The following is a 16,244-nucleotide window of genomic DNA, read 5'->3' as shown; positions in this document are numbered from 1 at the left end:
GGTTTCCCCGAGAATGCCCGCATGGCCCTCCCTGTGCAGGCACCGATCAAGCCCATGCTCGCGAAGCCGGCGAAGGCCATCCCGGATTCCGGCGGTCTGCTGTTCGAGCCGAAGTGGGACGGGTTCCGCTGCCTGGTGTTCCGCGACGGGGACGAGATCACCTTGCAGTCGCGCGCGGAAAAGCCGTTGAACCGGTACTTCCCGGAAGTGCTCGCCGCGCTGTGGGAAACCTTGCCGGACCGGGTCGTGCTCGATGGCGAACTGGTCGTCGCGCGGGACGGCAAGCTCGACTTCGACGCGCTGACCGAGCGCATCCACCCTGCGGACAGCCGGGTCCAGCTCCTCGCGGAACAGACGCCCGCGCAGTTCGTGGCCTTCGATGTGCTCGCGATCGGCGACGAGTCCTTGGTGGCTGAACCGACCTCGGCGCGGCGCGAGCGGCTGGCGGGGCTGCCCGGCATCGCCCTGACCCCGGCGACGACCGATCCGGACACCGCGCGGCGCTGGTTCGAGCTTTTCGAAGGCGCCGGGCTGGACGGCGTGATCGGAAAACCGCTGGACGAGCCGTACGCGCCGGGCAAGCGGGTTTTGTTCAAGTACAAGCATTCCCGCACCGCGGACTGCGTGCTGGCCGGTCTGCGCTGGCACGTGGACGGCGGACCGGGCGAAGCCGTCGGCTCCTTCTTGCTGGGCTTGTACGACGGCAACGGGCTGCTGCACCACGTGGGCGTCGTCGGCTCTTTCCCTGCCGCGCGCCGGCGCGAACTGGCACAGGAGCTGGCTCCGTTGATCAGCGACGGGGCGGGCCATCCGTGGCTGGGCGACGAGGTGTGCGAGGGCCAGCGCATTCCGGGCGGCGTCACACGCTGGCGCTCGAAGGAACAGCCGTGGGTGCCGCTGCGGCTGGAGCGCGTGGTGGAAGTTTCGTACGAGCACACCGAGGGCGGCTACCCTTCGCGCTTCCGCCACACCGCCCAGTTCGCGCGCTGGCGGCCGGACCGGGAACCAGCTTCGTGCGGCTACGCGCAGCTGGACGAGCCGGCGCGGTACGACCTTTCGGCGGTGTTCCGGGGCGAGGTCGTGCGGACGCACTGACCCGGGCCGGGCCAGCGCGGGCCGGACACGCCGCGGGACCCGCTCACTGGCTTCCCACATCGGCCGTGCCAAGCTCGTCCGAGAGTTCCGCCGAGTAGACGTGAGGATCAGCCCGTGCACCGCCGTTCCCCCAGCCGTTCCCGTCTGCGCGCCCGGCTGGCGGCGGCGACGCTGGGGGTGTTCGCGCTGGCCGGGTGCACCACCGGACCGTCGGTGCGGCCCGCGGTGATCGACAACGACGGGCACCCTGGCGCCGCTCCCCCGCCGAGCTCCGCCGCGGTGCCGCTGCCGCCGCTGGCCGAGCCCAAGAAGACCAGCCTGCGCTGGGCCAACTGCGACGCGGAAACCCGGCAGCGGATGCCCGAGCCGGCCCTGCCCGACTCGCTGCATCTCACCTGCGCGCGGATCAACTCGCCGCTCGACGCTCCCGACGACACCCAGCACCTGCTCGCCCGCATCTTCGTGCTCAAGGCCGGAGACGGACCGATTCCGCTGGTGGTGGTGAACGACGTCGGCGGCGAACCGGGTTCGCTGTTCGCCGCGCGGCTGGCCACCCAGCTGCCGCCGGACTTCTTGAAGAAGTTTTCGCTGATCGGCGTGGACCGCCGTGGCACCGGACAGTCCGGCATCGTCCAGTGTGTGCCGCTCGAGGTGCGTTCGGCGCTGCTCGGTGCGGACCCGGCACAGGGCGGCCTCGGCGACGTCCTGGACGCCTCCCGCCGCGCGGGCCAGCAGTGCTCGCTCGACCTCGACACCGCGAAGACCGCGCTGGACAGCTGGCGTACTGCTGGGGATCTCGACCAGCTGCGCCGTCAGCTCGGCATGGACCGGCTGAACGCGCTGGGCCGCGGAGACGGTTCGAAAGTGCTTTCGGACTACGCGGTGCGCTACCCGGCGCAGGTCGGCCGCATGGCGCTGGACGGCGTGCCGGACCCCGGTCAAGATCGCGCGGCGGTCCTGGACGCGGTCGCCGCTGGCGCGCAGGCCACCTTCGACGCGTTCTCCGCGGACTGCGCCGCCCGCAGCTGCTCGCTGGGCGACGCGAAGGCCGCGCTCAAAACGGTGACCGACCGCCTCCGCACTTCTCCGGTGGACACCCCGGACGGCGTGACGATGGACCCCGGCGTCGCGACCTACGCGGTTTACCTGGGCCTCGCCAACCGGTCGAACTGGACGGCGCTCGCCGACGCGCTCGCCGCGGCCAAGAACGGCGACGTGACCGCGCTGGCCGGGTTCGTCGATCCGGCGCTGGCCGACCTCCACGGCCGGACGGCACGCATCGGCGGCACCATCGCGACCCGCTGCAACGACTCCGCCACGCGGCTGCCCGCCGACCAGCTGGACCGCGCCGCCGACGCGATGCGCGCCAAGTACCCGCAGTTCGGCGTGGCGGTCGCCCAGGAACTCGCTTGGTGCGGTGCTTGGCCGGTCCGCCGCGAGCCGCTGCCGCCTGCCGGCGCTCCGGGCGCGCCGCCCATCCTGGTCGCTGCCACCGCGACCGACCCGGTGACGCCGGGAATCGGCACCACCAGGGCCGCCGACCAGATGCCCAGCGCGGTCACCATCACATGGCAGGGTGTCGGGCACGGCGCAGTCGGACAGTCTCCTTGTGTCACAGCCGCCGCGCAGGCGTTCCTGGTCGACGGCAAGATCCCGGACGGCGGGACGCTCTGCCCCGCCTGAGCTGCCAGAGCGGGAACGGTCGGCGGCCGGGGCCGGCCTGCTGAACGATAGAACGACCGCGGGTACGGCGCGCGCCGCCTTCATCAGCACTCCAGACGCGACGCCCAGCAGGTGCCGCGGCAAGCTGAACCGTGGTCGATCGCTGTGGAGCAGCTGTCGGACAGAGGTCTGCCGGCGGGTGCCCCGCGGCTGTCTGAGAGGGCGGAGGCGGGGCTGCTCCACCGGGAAGGTCGTTTCGGACACCTCACCAGCTTGTCGAACGCCTGTTCGATTCCGCATCACTCAACTCGGCCTTACCGCCTCACCCACTCGAGAGTAAGAAGATCACCGAGAGTAGCGGAAACGACAGAATCTCGCGCAGCACAGCCACCGGACGGCGAACTGCCGCAGCCGCCGTACGGCGAGCCGCGAAGGACCGCCGCGAGTCCGGCTTTCCTAGCGAGCTTTCCTAGCGAGCCACCGCCGGACGGGCCGCCGCCCAAGCGGCGTCGATCAGCCGGAAAACCTCGTCCACCGCCGAGGCTGACCCGCTCGCGTCCGCGCGTTCGGCGCCATGCACGCGGCACTGGACTTGTCCGGCTCCGATGTCATCGAAGAACTCGTCGCGCTGACCGGCGTCCCGGACAAAGTCGTCTCTATCGCCGATCTGACCGCACCCGACCGCGGCGTGCGCTTCGCCGGCACCCCCGGCGACATGCCCGCGGCATTGGCCGAGACGGTGCGGCTGATCGGCAACGGCGAACTGCATATCCCGAACGAAAAGATTTATGCGCTGGCGGACGCCGCGGCCGCGCATCGAGACAGCAAATCCGGCCATACCCGGGGCCGCCGGGTGATCACTGTCTGAAAGACCTGCGGCAGCGGTTCGCCGAGGCACCTCTTCCTCGGCGAACCGCGAGCGCGATCGAGGGCCACGGCTTAGAGCTTGGCTGAGGTGGCCACGTACCGAACGGCCCGCCAGGTCCCGTCCGGGCAAGGCCCCTTCAGGGACTTGGATTCCTTCAAGGGGCCCTTCACGGACAGACCGGCAACCTGGTCGCCCGCCACCGATGCCTCGCGACAGCACCGGGTGAGACATGCTCTTATTGCCGATAGCCCTTTACCTCCCGCGCCGAACGCACCGTGGCGTCGTCGGGGTCCTCGTCGAACTCGACCCGCGCCCGCCGCTGCCGCAGCAGGTCCCAGCACTGGTCCAGTTCCTCCTCGGCCCTGGCCAGCCGTCCCCGCTCGTCCGAGGACAGCCCGACGCCGACCGCCCGTCCTCGCAACTCCTTCTCCTCAGCGATCAGCTCATCGATCCGCCCGAGAATCCCGTCAGCCACATCGACCTCCACGAACAAGGAACAACGGTCACCGAACAGGGACGCTACCCCGTCCCGGGGAATTCCCGGCCCGGCTCGCTCGTTGAACCGGACATGAGCACAGTCGAACTGACCGCGGAGAACTTCGACCAGACCGTGACCGACAACGATTTCGTGCTGATCGATTTCTGGGCGAGCTGGTGCGGCCCGTGCCGCCAGTTCGCACCGGTGTTCGAAAAGGCGTCGGAGAAGCACGGCGACATCGCGTTCACCAAGGTGGACACCGAGGACCAGCAGCAGCTGGCCGCCGCGTTCAACATCCGGTCCATCCCGACCCTCGCGGTGATCCGGGACCGGACTCTCATCTACTCCCAGCCGGGTGCTCTGCCGGAGGCCGCGCTGGAAGACGTCATCCGGCAGGCGCGCGAGGTCGACATGGACAAGGTTCGCGAGGCCGCCGCCGCCGAGCAGGCCAAGCAAGCCTGACCTGGCGAGCACAAGCGCAAGACCCGGGGAACAGACGAAGGCCCGGCACCCGAAAGGGTGCCGGGCCTCTGCTGTCGTCAAGTCCGGACGGCGAGTCCGGTCAGGACCGGGTGACCAGTCCGCGCAGGAAGAACACGAGGTTCGCCGGGCGTTCGGCCAGCCGGCGCATGAAGTACCCGTACCACTCGTCGCCGCACGGCACGTACACGCGCACCGTCTCGCCTTCGGCGGCCAGCCGCTTCTGCTCCTCCGGCCGGATGCCGTACAGCATCTGGTACTCGTGGTCGCCTGCGGTCCGGCCGGCGTCCGCCGCCAGCTTGCCGGCGATCGCGATCATCCGCGGGTCGTGCGACGCGACCATCGGGTAGCCCTGCCCGGCCATCAGCACGCGCAGGCACCGCACATAGGACTTGTCCACTTCGGCCTTGTCCTGGAACGCCACCGTCTCCGGCTCGGCGTACGCGCCCTTGCACAGCCGCACGCGCGACCCAGGGCCGGACAGGTCGCGGCAGTCCTGCTCGGTGCGGTGCAAGTACGCCTGCAGGACCGCGCCCACCCACGGGTACTCGGCACGCAGCTCGCGGAGGATGCCGAGCGTCGAGTCCGTGGTGGTGTGGTCTTCCATGTCCAGCGTCACGGTTGCCCCGACCGCTTCCGCAGCGGCACAGATCTTTCGCGCGTTCTCCAGCGCGACGCCTTCGCCGTCACCCGGCAGGAACTGCCCGACCGCGGACAGCTTGACCGAGACATCGGCGCCTTCGGCGAGCCCCTGCTCGGACAGTGCCGTCAGCAACTCCTCGTACGCCTGCACGGTGGCGGTGGCCTGGGCAGCGTCCGTGGTGTCTTCGCCGAGGTGGTCGATGGTGATCTTCCGGCCGTCGGCGGCCAGCTCCCGAGCGGCGCGCACGGCGTCGGCGGTAGCCGAGCCGGACACGAACCGGCGCACGACGGACCGGGTCACCGGAACCGCCTCGACCAGCGCACGCATCCGCTGGGAACGAGCGGCGGCGAGCAACGGGGCACGCAGCATGACGGTTCTCCTCTCAGCCCTGGTGCGGGTAACGCACTGAGGTCGGCGGCACGAAGGTCTCCTTGATCGAGCGCGGGCTCGTCCAGCGGAGCAGGTTGAAGACCGAGCCGGCCTTGTCGTTGGTGCCCGAGGCGCGCGCCCCGCCGAACGGCTGCTGGCCGACGACCGCGCCGGTCGGCTTGTCGTTGACGTAGAAGTTGCCCGCGGTGAACCGCAGCGCCTCGGACGCCTTCGCGACGGCCGTGCGGTCGTTCGCGATCACAGCGCCGGTGAGGGCGTACGAGGCGGTCTCGTCGACCAGCCGCAGGACGGCGTCGAAAGCGGTGTCATCCCGGTCGTCGTAGACGTAGACGGACAGGATCGGGCCGAAGTACTCGGTACTGAAGATCTCGTGCTTCGGGTTGGTCGAGACGAGGACAGTCGGCTGCACGAAGTAGCCGACGCTGTCGTCCGCAGTGCCACCGACGAGGATCTCGACCTCGCTGTCGTTCTTCACGCGCTCGAAGAGCGAGGCGTGCTTGTCGAACGCACGACGGTCGATCACCGCGCCGCCGAAGTTCGACAGGTCGGTGACGTCCCCGTAGCTGAGCGCGGCGGTCTCGGACGCAAGGCCGTCCTTCAGCTGTTCCCAGATGCTGCGCGGCACGTACGCCCGCGAAGCAGCGGAGCACTTCTGGCCCTGGTACTCGAACGCGCCGCGGACGAGCGCGGTACGAAGCACGTCGATGTCCGCGGACGGGTGCGCGAGCACGAAGTCCTTGCCGCCGGTCTCGCCGACGAGGCGCGGGTAGCTGCGGTAGCCGGCGATGTTCGCGCCGACAGTGCCCCACAGGTGCTGGAACGTGGCGGTGGAGCCGGTGAAGTGGATGCCCGCCAGATCGCGGTGCGTCAGCGCGACCTCCGAGACGGCCTTGCCGTCACCCGGCAGCAGGTTGATCACGCCCGGCGGCATGCCGGCTTCTTCGAGCAGCCGCATGGTCAGGTGCGCGGCGAAGCTCTGCGTCGGCGACGGCTTCCACAGCACGGTGTTGCCCATCAGCGCGGGCGCGGTCGGCAGGTTGCCGGCGATCGCGGTGAAGTTGAACGGCGTGATCGCGTAGACGAAGCCCTCAAGCGGACGGTGCTCCATGCGGTTCCACACGCCCGGCGAGCTGACCGGCTGGTGATCGAGGATCTCGCGGCCGAACTTGACGTTGAAGCGCCAGAAGTCGGCGAGCTCGCACGCGGAGTCGATCTCGGCCTGGGTGGCGGTCTTCGACTGGCCGAGCATGGTGGCGGCGTTCAGCGTCGCGCGCCACGGGCCGCTCAGCAGATCGGCCGCACGCAGCAGGATGGCCGCGCGGTCGTCGTAGGACAGGGCGCGCCACTCCGGAGCGGCCTTCGCGGCGGCAGCGATCGCGTCGGTCGCGTCCTGCCCGGTCGCGCTTTGGATGGTGCCGAGGACATGGCCGTGGTTGTGCGGCTGCACGACGTCGATCTTCTCGCCGCCGCCCGCGCGCTGCTCGCCGCCGACGGTGACCGTCAGGTCGACGGGACCGGCCTGACCCAGTTTCTTCAGCGCACCCTCCAGCTCGGCGCGCTCGGCGCTGCCCGGCGCGTACGTCAGCACCGGCTCGTTCTTCGGGGCGGGGGTCTGGGTCACGGCGTCCACGGCGGCTCCCTCGTTGGTTACTGGTCGTTGCCCGAAACATAACTCCGTAGGCCGTTCAGGTGTTTGTTCGAGCGGCTAGAATCGTCGATATGGTTTTGTTCGATCGGCCTATCCGGTGACCGCCGACGAACCGCTTTCCGGCGCGTCGCTGCGGCACGTCCTCGCGACCCTCGGCGAGCCGCTCGTCCGGGTGCTGGTCGCCCCGCGCGGACTGGGCGTCCCGGTGCAGGACGTGGTGATTCTCGACCCGGAGGACCCGCCGGAGGCGCATCCCGGCGACCTGGTGCTGGTCATCGGCGCACGAGGCCGATCCGCGGCGGCGGCGATCCGCGCGGCCGGACGCGGCGGAGCGGCTGCGGTAGCCGTAAAGGGCGAAGGCGGCATCGAGGTCGCAGCAGACGCGGGCGTCGCGTTGCTTACGGTCGGCGCCGAAGCACGGTGGGAACAGGTCGAAGCCCTGGCGCGCGGGGTGGTCGACGCGGCGCGTGCCGGAGGCGAAGCGGAGACCGGCGAGGTGCTGGGCGACCTCTTCGCGCTGGCGCAGACCATCGCGACGCTGACCGGCGGTCTGGTCAGCATCGAGGACACCGCGAGCCGCGTACTCGCGTACTCGCGCGGCGGCGACGAGGTGGACGAGTTGCGCCGGCTGTCGATCCTGGGCCGAGAAGGGCCGGAGCGGTACCTCGCGATGCTTCGCGAGTGGGGCGTCTATCAGCGGCTGCGCGCCGGGGAAGGGATCGTGCGCGTCGACGAGCGGCCCGATCTCGGGATCCGCCGGCGCATCGCCGCCGGCATTCACGCGGGTTCGCAGCCGCTCGGCACCATCTGGGTCCAGGAAGGCGCGAAACCCCTTACCGAGCAAGCGGAAGTGGCGCTGCTCGGCGCGAGCCGGACGTTGGCGCCGCAGCTCATTCGCGCTCGGACGCTGCCCGATCCGCAGCTGCGGCTTCGGGAAGACCTGCTTGCCGGGCTGTTGGAAGGACGCGTGGACGCCGAGTCGGTCGCGGACGACATCGGCGCGGATCCGGCACGTCCGGCGCAGGTACTGGCGTTCACGCTCGCTAGGCAGCAGTCGGCCGCCGCATCGGATCGGTTGCTGCGCCGTGCGGAACTCGTGCATCTGATCGCCGTGCACACCGCGGCGTATCGGCGGACCGCGCTGGTCAGCGTGCTCAACGGCCGCGTGTACGCGCTGCTGCCCGACCTGCCGGAACACTCGGATGCCGCAGTGCTCGCACTGGCAAAGGAAATCGTTGGCGCAGCACGGAAACACCTCGACACTCCGGTACGCGCAGCACTCGGCGGCATCGTGGCGCGACTGTCCGAGGCGGCATCGTCCCGAGGCGACGCGGACCGGGTCCTGATGGCGATGACACGCGGACACTGGCCGTCGGATGTCGCGTCGCTGGCCGATGTCCGGGCAGACGTCCTGCTGTCGGAAGTGCTGGCCTACTTGGCCGATCAACCGCGGTTGCGAGATCCCCGGCTGGCGGACCTGACGGCGCACGACGCCGAGCACGGCGCGATCCTGGTGCCCGCGGTGCTGGCGTACCTGAACGCTTTCGGGGACGTCCGGGCGGCGGCGAGCAGCCTGAACATCCACCCGAACACCGTGCGATACCGGGTCCGGCGCGCCTCGGAGGTATCCGGAATCGACTTGACCGACCCGGCCCAGCGGCTGCTCACCGAACTGTTGCTGCGGTTGTGAAAATCGGCTGCCGTGACCGGGGGTGATGGCTAGGCTGCCGGCGTGGACCTCTTCTCCCGCGCCTGGAATGACCTTCGCAGGGCAGTCCGCTCGCTCGAGGGCGGCCAGTGGCTGACCCCGTCCGGCTGTACTGGCTGGCTGGTCCAGGACTTGGTGTTTCACCTGATCATCGACGCGCAAGACGTCCTCATCACGCTCGCCACGCCGACCGGCGCCGAGCCGACCCGCACTGCCTCCGGGTACTGGGAGCTCGGCGGCGAACCGCCGACCGGACTGTCCGACGAGGACAAATTCACTCGCCGGTCGGCGGCATGCTACCGGTCGGGCGCGTCGCTGGTGCACCACTTCGAGGACTTGGCCGCGGCCGCCGGACGGGCCGCGGTCCTCGCGGACCGGGCGGCGCGGGTCGAGACGCGAGGCCAGGTGCTGACGGTGGCGGACTATTTCGAGACGTACGTGGTGGAGTCGACGTTGCACCACCTGGATCTGGTCGCCTATCTGTCCGGTGTGGACGGTCCGAGCGCGCAGTGCCTGGCGGCGGCCCGGCAGACAGTGGAGACGGTGCTGGGGGAAAAGCTGCCCGCGGAGCTGGACGACCGAGCGGCGTTGCTGGTGCGGACCGGGCGGCGGTCCGCGACCGAGGACGAAACGGCGATGCTGGGCGACCTGGCGGGAAAGCTGCCGGTGGTTCTGGGGTGAGACTAGCGGCCAGCCGCCGCCGAGCGTCTCAAGCGCCAACCGAAACCGGGTGCCCGGCGGGCAGATCCGCGAGCCGGGCCAGTGCGGCGAACGACTCCACCCGCTCGGCCGGATCGTAGGTGCTGGTACTGACCAGCACCTCGTCCGCTCCAGTGGCGGCGACCAGATCGGCGAGGCGGGCGGCGACCTCGCCCGGCGTGCCGCTGATCTGTCCGGCGAGGACCTCGTCCAGGCGATGCCGCTCGCGGTCGGTCATCGGCAGCGCCAGGATCTCCTCCGCCGGCGACAGCGGAGGGAAAACCCCGTGGCTGCGCGAATACACCGTCGACCACGCCTCGGGAACCAGCAGCCGGCGGGCTTTCTCGGCCGTTGAAGCGACCGCGACGGCGGTCGACACGACGACCCGCGGATCGGCCGCATCGGACCGGAAGTTCGCCCGGTAGCGCGTGATCGCGTCGATCATCGCGCGTTCGCCGCGAGCCGGGGCGATCACCAGCGGCAGGCCCAGCTCGGCCGCGAGAGCCGCGCCGGCACCGGTCGCCAGCAGGAAGATCGGCACGGACTGGCCCTCGACGGGGACGGCGTGCATTCCGGGGTAGTCGCCGCGGAAGAAAGACATCAGTTCGCGGACTTGCGCGTCGAAACCGTGGGCGGCGTCCTTGTCCTGGCCCAGTGCCCGGCGCACGCCCTCGGTGAAGCCGACCGACCGGCCCAGGCCCAGATCGATCCGGCCGGGGAACAGAGATGCCAGGATCCCGAACTGCTCGGCGACGACCAGCGGCCGATGGTTCGGCAGCATCACGCCGCCGGACCCGACGCGGATCCGGGTGGTCGCGGACGCGACCGCCGAAGCGAGCACGGCCGGCGCGGAACCGGCGACGCCGGGCACGCCGTGGTGCTCGGAGACCCAGAACCGGTGGTAGCCCAGAGCTTCGATCTCGCGCGCGAACTCGACGGTGTCCCGGATCGCCTGCGCGGCCCCCCGTCCCCGCCGTACGGGCGAGCGGTCCAGCACGGAAATCGGAACGTCCACGATCATGGCCAACACCGGACCAGCCAGGCGAATTCCCCACCGGTCCGCCCCGCTGTCGGGGAAGAACTCCCGAAGGGGGCCTTTACGGCCGCCAGCGTTCGCTGTAGTCCGGGTGATCCGCGTACGGCAACGCCAGCAATCGCAAGGTCAAGCACCAATTCGAGCCGGCTTCGTCCGCGGGCACGTGGCACGTCTCGCACCAGTACTCGCTGCCGTAGAGGGGAAAACCCGGAACCTTCTCGGACACCGTCGTGCGGTGCGCGAGCATGATCCGCCGGGTCGCCTCGATCTCGTTGATCATCTGGTTGACGACGTCGAGTTCGAGATCGCCGAGCGAGCGCACCCGCTGTTCCAGCGCGACCTTGGTTTCGCCGCGGTCGCGCGGCCCACCGGCCTTCCCCTTCTGCACCGCCTGCATGATCAGTGCCTGCCGTTGCCCGACGCGCGCGGCAAGGAACGCGATCAGGTCGTCCACGACAGCCTCCCTCCTCCGGGGCCGGCTCCCCCTCCGGCCCCGGCAATAGTCGCACCGTGAACCCGGCGCGTTACCAGCCGGCACCGAACTCGCCGTCGACTCATCTCGAAAAACTCAGCGCGACCTGCGAAGACTACCGTCAAAAATTCTCCCGAAGTTGATCACCGACAGTGATCACGGCCGGCTATCGAACGGTCACGCCAGTTCGGGACGCGCTTGGCGGAGAACCACTCTCCAGCGACGCCGTGCCGACAGCGTTTCAGCGTGGCCGGCCGCTCGCCAATTGCGTACAGCAACAGATCGGCCACCGTGAGGTACTGTGCCTGCTCGCCGCCACCCTCGCCGGAGCGGCTTCGCCGCACAGCTGGCGCCTAGCACTCGGCCGGGCTGGACACGCGGACGGTGCTTTCCCCCACCCAATATCCGACCGGGTCACCGTTCTTGGCCGTGCCGTCACCGCAGCCGGGCGTGCCGTACCGTGGCGGCGTGTCCGGGAGAACCAAGCTGATCATCGCCCTGGTCGTGCTAGCCCTTCTCGCGGCTGCTGCGGTGTGGCTGCCGATCCCGGGCCCGTCGCAGCTGCGCCAGTGGGCCGCGGCGACCGCGCCGATGACGCCGCTGGTACTCCTCGTGGCTTACGCGTTGCTGACAGTGGCGCCCATCCCCCGCACCGTGTTCAATCTGGCGGCCGGACTGCTCGTCGGCAGCATCCCGGGCATCGTGATCGCGTTGGCGGCCACCACGATCGCCGCCGCGCTGGCGTACGGGCTGGCCCGCCTGCTCGGGCGGGACCTGATCCTGCGGCATCTGCACCGCGCGCCGGTGCGAGCGGTCAACGACCGGCTCTCCGACGGCGGAGTGCTCGCCATCACATCGCTGCGGCTGATCCCGATCGTCCCGTTCTCGGCGATGAACTACCTGTGCGGCGTTTCGTCCGTGAAGCTCCTTCCGTACCTTGCCGGAACCGCGCTCGGCAGCGTGCCGGGAACGGTCGTGGTGGTGGTCTTCGCGGACGCGCTGACCGGCGACACGCCGCCCGCGCTGCTCGCCTGCTACGCGGTCTTCGCCATTCTCGGCGGAGCGGGACTGGTGCGGGTGCTGCGGAAGCGCGTTCCCGCCGCCGAACCGGAGGCCGCTGAGGTGACGGCACCGGCTGGCTGACGGCAGGCAGGTACTCCCTGCCGCTACACTCATTCGGGTGCGCGAGGGGTATCCGTGCTGCGCACGACCACGATCACGGGACTTTCGTCAGGAGCGGACGACATCGACACCGGGCAGCTGATCGCGGGGCATTACCGCCTCGTCGAGCACATTGGTAGCGGTGCCATGGGCGTGGTGTGGCGCGCGGTGGACGTGCGCCTGGAGCGGTCGGTGGCGATCAAGCAGATCCTGCCGCAGCCGGGCGTGTCCGAGGCCGAGCGCGACAACATGCGCCAGCGCGCGATGCGCGAGGCGAAGAACGCCGCCCGCTTCCAGCACCCGAACGCGATCGTCGTGTTCGACGTCGCCGAGCACAGCGGCGACCCGTGCCTGGTGATGGAGTACCTCAACGGCCCGAGCCTGTCGGCGGTGCTCGCCGAACAGGGCACGCTGCCGGTCGGCCAGGTCGCGCGGATCGGCGAGCAGGTCGCCGCCGCGCTGGTCGCCGCGCACCGCGCCGGGATCGTGCACCGGGACGTCAAGCCGGGCAACATCCTGATCGACGAGACCGGCACCGCGAAGATCACCGACTTCGGCATCTCCCGCGCGGCCGGCGACATGACGCTCACCCAGACCGGTCTCATCGGCGGCACTCCGGCCTACCTCGCGCCGGAGCTGGCCCGGGGCGCGGACCCGGTGCCGAGTTCGGACGTCTTCGCGCTCGGCGCGACGCTGTACCAGGCGATCGAGGGGCAGACGCCGTACGGCAACACCACGAACCAGCTCGCGCTGCTGTACGCGGCGGCGAACGGGCAGGTCAACCCGCCGACACAAGCCGGTCCGGCGACCGCGTTGCTGATGAGCTTGCTGCGCAGCGAAGCTTCCGAGCGGCCGAGCATGGCCGAGGCGCGGGAGCGGCTGGCCGCACTGGCGACCGGGGAACCGGCTGCGACGCAGCAGCTGCTGTCCGGTCGCGGATCGGGCACCGGGTCGCGTACGCCGTGGCAGCGGTCGACTCCCCCGGCGGCGGCTGGTGCTGCTGCGGCGGGTGGGGCAGCTGGTGCTGCTGGTGCGACGCCGAAGGCTCCGTCGAACCCGCCTCGGACGCCGACCGCGGCGTTTATGCCGATGGGCGGGCCGCCTGCGCAGAACCCCGGGCCGGGCACGCCGCCGCGTCCGCAGCCGCCGGTTCGGCAGGCACCGACCGCGGCCGCGCCGAATTACTCCGGAGCCGGCTCGGGCGAGCGGGTTTCCGCCGCCGCGGCGCGGAAGCGGAAAACGGCGATGCTCGCCGGCGGCGCCGCGGCGGTGGTCGCGGTGGCGCTGGTGGTGTTCCTGGTGTTGAGCAGCAGCCGGGACAACGGCGGCGGATCGAGCGCGCAGCCGCCGGGCGGAGAGCCCGCGGCAGGTCAGACGACGCCCAAATCCAGCCCGCCTCGCAGTTCTGCCAATCCCGCGGAGCTGGGAAAGACGCCGTCCGAGAGCAAGATCACCGATTACGGTGCCGCTGGCCGCCTGCTCACCGACAGCTTTTATCCGAATCCCGGAGCAAGCTGGAACTTGCTGACGCCTGCGGCTCAGGCGGTCTACGGCACCCAGGATGCCTACACGGCGTACTGGGCCGAGAACACCAACAACATCAAGAGCTACAAGAAGGCGCTCGCGGACGGCGGCAACAACCCCGACGGGTCGCTGAACATCACGATGGAGCTCAACGGCACCCGCCGCGCGTATCACATCGTCGCGATCGGTGGACAGCTGCTCATTGACAGCAACACCAAGCTGGACGCATCGGCTTCAGGCGACTGATCGCCTGCCGCCAGCCCAGTGACACGCGCCGCAGAGGTGGGTCGAGTCGCGTTGATGGCCTACCGTTGAGGCATGGCCGAGAACGGAGCTCCGCCGCCGGGCTGGAATCCTCGGTTTCACGAGGACCTGGTCGGGCTGGATCCGTACGACCCGGAAGCCCGTGCGTTCGCCGCTCATCTCGACCGCATGGAGCGCACCGGGCCGACCTTCACCGTCGAGGCGTGCCTGGACCAGGTCGCCGATTTCGCCGAGTCCAGCAATCGCAGCGGCGGGCTGCGGTACTGGGTGTCCGCGCTGGTCGTGGTGCTGATCGTGCTCGGGCTGCTGGTCACCGCCTGGGACATCGCGGTGCACGCGGCCGCTTTCCTGTCCAGGTAACGTGGAGAGGGTGAAAGGTATGAAACCCGTGGTCGGCACCACCCCGCGCGTGGTGAAGTCCGATCAGGAATGGCGGGAACAGCTGGCTCCCGAGGAGTACGCGGTGCTTCGGCAGGCGGGCACCGAACGGCCGTTCACCGGCGAGTACACCGACACGAAGACCACCGGCGTCTACGAGTGCCGGGCCTGCGGCGCGGAGCTGTTCCGCAGCGGCACGAAGTTCGAGAGCCACTGCGGCTGGCCGTCGTTCTACGACCCGGCGGACTCCGACGCGGTGCTGCTGCGCGAGGACCGCACGATGGGCATGCGGCGCATCGAGGTGCTGTGCGCGTCCTGCCACAGCCATCTCGGGCACGTCTTCGAGGGCGAGGGTTACGCCACTCCGACCGATCAGCGTTACTGCATCAACTCGATTTCGCTGAAGCTTGTCCCGGAGGAGTCCGGCGACTGAGCCGGATCTCTCCTGCCCGCCCTTCCCGGATTGTTCCGGGGAGGGCGGTTTTCTTTGCCGCGAAGGCAACCCCGGCGACCCGCCCAGCGTCGAACGCGCAACGGGAAGGGGGCCCGGAATGGAATGGACGACTCGCGGCGTGGCGACAGCCGCGACCGCGATGGTCGTGGACCTGTTAGACGGCTTCGTGCTGGCTTCCGTCCGGGCTGAAATCCGGGAACGACACGGACCTCAGCCCCGTCAGTTCTGCCGACAAGCTCCGTTGACCAGGACGGATAAAGTCCGGCGACACAGGAGAAAGGGGGCACACTGTGGACGAGCCCTGGGGTATTTCCGGGCCGCAGTTCCTGCTGGTCTACGGGCTGGCAGTGGCGGCAGTACTGCTCGCGCAACTCATCGGGCCGGGCGTTGTCCGGTCGCGGCGGCAGAAAGAAGGGCGGACGCGCCCGGCTGTCCCGCTCGCGCAGCCGACCGTCTACCAGCTCGCGTACCTCTCCGGCGGCGCGCCCCGCGCGGTCGACACCGCGATCGCGACGCTGCTGGAACGCCAAGAGCTGCGGGTGAGCACCCGCGGCAAGCTCACCGCGGTCGGCGACCGGCTGGATCTGCACGGCTTGGAACGCGCGGTGCACGACGCGACGCAGGGGACGTCGCGCACGACCGCGGAGATTCGCGCGTCCCGGTGGGTGCAGCCGGAGCTGGCCAAGATCCGGGCCGGGCTCGACGACCACGGCCTGGTGACTGTCGGCGACCCGGCCGGCGGTTTCCGCGACTGCGTCGCGCTGGCGTACGTCCTGCTGCTGTTGATCGGCATCGTCCGGGCCGTCAACGGATCCCAGCTGCACCGGCCGATCGGCGGGCTGGTGGCGCTGCTGATCGGCACCGGGCTCCTGGCAGTGATCGCGTTCGCGACGCGGAAGCGCACGCAGACGGCAAGGACGACCGAGGCCGGCCACGCGCTCGTCACGCGAGCCCGCGAAGACGCGAAAGCCGCGCAGGAACGTCCCGAGGAGTTCGCCGCGGCGAACCCAGGCGGCGGCATGTTGTTCGCCGGAGCGGCGACGGTGGTGGCGCTGAGCGGAATCGCGTTCTACCCGGACGACGAGATCAGCGCGGCTCTGCTGAGCGGCGGCAGCGCGTGGTCCGGCGGAGGCGGCTGGAGCGGCGGTTCGTCGTCCGGCTCGTCGTGCAGCAGCGGATCGTCCTGCAGCAGCGGGTCTTCCTGCGGCGGAGGCAGCAGCTGCGGTGGCGGGAGCGGCTGCGGCGGGTAGGAACCCTAAGCTGGCGTTGGGAAGAGGAGGCGCG

The 16,244-nt window shown here is 70.2% G+C and carries 15 protein-coding genes and 1 pseudogene; 11 read left to right on the top strand and 5 right to left on the bottom strand.

Features of this window, described 5'->3' with window-relative positions:
- Window positions 1-21: 21 nt before the first annotated feature.
- From AMYBE_RS0104020 to AMYBE_RS0104010, 3 genes and pseudogenes are all read left to right on the top strand, one after another.
- Window positions 22-1,095 (top strand): ATP-dependent DNA ligase, encoded by a 1,074-nt coding sequence (locus tag AMYBE_RS0104020; protein WP_020658053.1) that lies wholly within the window; start codon window positions 22-24, stop codon window positions 1,093-1,095.
- A 114-nt stretch (window positions 1,096-1,209) separates the two neighbouring features.
- On the top strand, window positions 1,210-2,778 hold the full coding sequence (locus tag AMYBE_RS0104015) for an alpha/beta hydrolase (protein ID WP_020658052.1): 1,569 nt from the start codon (window positions 1,210-1,212) through the stop codon (window positions 2,776-2,778).
- Window positions 2,779-3,310: 532 nt separating this feature from the next.
- Window positions 3,311-3,625 (top strand): annotated as a pseudogene (locus AMYBE_RS0104010) (zinc-binding dehydrogenase); the annotation flags it as partial.
- 235 nt (window positions 3,626-3,860) lie between these two features.
- On the opposite strand, the gene AMYBE_RS0104005 reads toward AMYBE_RS0104010, so the two are convergent.
- Window positions 3,861-4,100 (bottom strand): DUF2630 family protein, encoded by a 240-nt coding sequence (locus AMYBE_RS0104005; protein WP_020658049.1) that lies wholly within the window; start codon window positions 4,098-4,100, stop codon window positions 3,861-3,863.
- 93 nt (window positions 4,101-4,193) lie between these two features.
- Here AMYBE_RS0104005 and trxA point away from each other — a divergent pair, with 93 nt between their 5' ends.
- Window positions 4,194-4,565 carry a thioredoxin gene (gene trxA / locus AMYBE_RS0104000; protein WP_020658048.1) on the top strand — a complete coding sequence of 124 codons (372 nt, stop codon included), beginning with the start codon at window positions 4,194-4,196 and terminating at the stop codon, window positions 4,563-4,565.
- Window positions 4,566-4,665: 100 nt separating this feature from the next.
- Here the strand turns inward: trxA and AMYBE_RS0103995 are convergent, their stop codons facing one another.
- Entirely contained in the window at window positions 4,666-5,595 is a 930-nt protein-coding gene (locus tag AMYBE_RS0103995) for a proline dehydrogenase family protein (RefSeq protein WP_020658047.1), read from the bottom strand.
- 13 nt (window positions 5,596-5,608) lie between these two features.
- Window positions 5,609-7,246 (bottom strand): L-glutamate gamma-semialdehyde dehydrogenase, encoded by a 1,638-nt coding sequence (gene pruA, locus AMYBE_RS0103990; protein ID WP_020658046.1) that lies wholly within the window; start codon window positions 7,244-7,246, stop codon window positions 5,609-5,611.
- 115 nt (window positions 7,247-7,361) lie between these two features.
- Here pruA and AMYBE_RS0103985 point away from each other — a divergent pair, with 115 nt between their 5' ends.
- Both AMYBE_RS0103985 and AMYBE_RS0103980 read left to right on the top strand, forming a co-directional pair.
- Complete coding sequence (locus AMYBE_RS0103985; protein WP_020658045.1) at window positions 7,362-8,954, top strand: PucR family transcriptional regulator; 1,593 nt, start codon at window positions 7,362-7,364, stop codon at window positions 8,952-8,954.
- 42 nt (window positions 8,955-8,996) lie between these two features.
- Entirely contained in the window at window positions 8,997-9,653 is a 657-nt protein-coding gene (locus AMYBE_RS0103980; RefSeq protein WP_027927356.1) for a maleylpyruvate isomerase N-terminal domain-containing protein, read from the top strand.
- A gap of 28 nt (window positions 9,654-9,681) precedes the next feature.
- Here the strand turns inward: AMYBE_RS0103980 and AMYBE_RS0103975 are convergent, their stop codons facing one another.
- Window positions 9,682-10,692, bottom strand: a complete 1,011-nt coding sequence (locus AMYBE_RS0103975) for an MsnO8 family LLM class oxidoreductase (protein ID WP_020658043.1) — start codon at window positions 10,690-10,692, stop codon at window positions 9,682-9,684.
- 76 nt (window positions 10,693-10,768) lie between these two features.
- Window positions 10,769-11,161, bottom strand: a complete 393-nt coding sequence (locus AMYBE_RS0103970) for a DUF6221 family protein (protein ID WP_020658042.1) — start codon at window positions 11,159-11,161, stop codon at window positions 10,769-10,771.
- 486 nt (window positions 11,162-11,647) lie between these two features.
- On the opposite strand from AMYBE_RS0103970, the gene AMYBE_RS0103965 reads away from it, so the two are divergent.
- From AMYBE_RS0103965 to AMYBE_RS0103945, 5 genes are all read left to right on the top strand, one after another.
- A complete protein-coding gene (locus AMYBE_RS0103965) occupies window positions 11,648-12,322 on the top strand; it encodes a TVP38/TMEM64 family protein (RefSeq protein WP_027927355.1) in 675 nt (224 codons plus the stop codon).
- A gap of 117 nt (window positions 12,323-12,439) precedes the next feature.
- Entirely contained in the window at window positions 12,440-14,110 is a 1,671-nt protein-coding gene (locus AMYBE_RS0103960) for a serine/threonine-protein kinase (RefSeq protein WP_211226913.1), read from the top strand.
- Between the two features lie 72 nt (window positions 14,111-14,182).
- Entirely contained in the window at window positions 14,183-14,488 is a 306-nt protein-coding gene (locus AMYBE_RS0103955) for a hypothetical protein (RefSeq protein ID WP_020658039.1), read from the top strand.
- 19 nt (window positions 14,489-14,507) lie between these two features.
- A complete protein-coding gene (msrB, locus tag AMYBE_RS0103950; protein WP_020658038.1) occupies window positions 14,508-14,939 on the top strand; it encodes a peptide-methionine (R)-S-oxide reductase MsrB in 432 nt (143 codons plus the stop codon).
- Window positions 14,940-15,250: 311 nt separating this feature from the next.
- On the top strand, window positions 15,251-16,210 hold the full coding sequence (locus tag AMYBE_RS0103945) for a TIGR04222 domain-containing membrane protein (RefSeq protein ID WP_020658037.1): 960 nt from the start codon (window positions 15,251-15,253) through the stop codon (window positions 16,208-16,210).
- Window positions 16,211-16,244: the final 34 nt, after the last annotated feature.

It is taken from the genome of Amycolatopsis benzoatilytica AK 16/65 (assembly GCF_000383915.1).
GTDB lineage: Bacteria > Actinomycetota > Actinomycetes > Mycobacteriales > Pseudonocardiaceae > Amycolatopsis > Amycolatopsis benzoatilytica.
The sequence above is the reverse complement of the archived record's forward strand: the minus strand, read 5'-3'. Positions and strand labels throughout refer to the sequence as shown.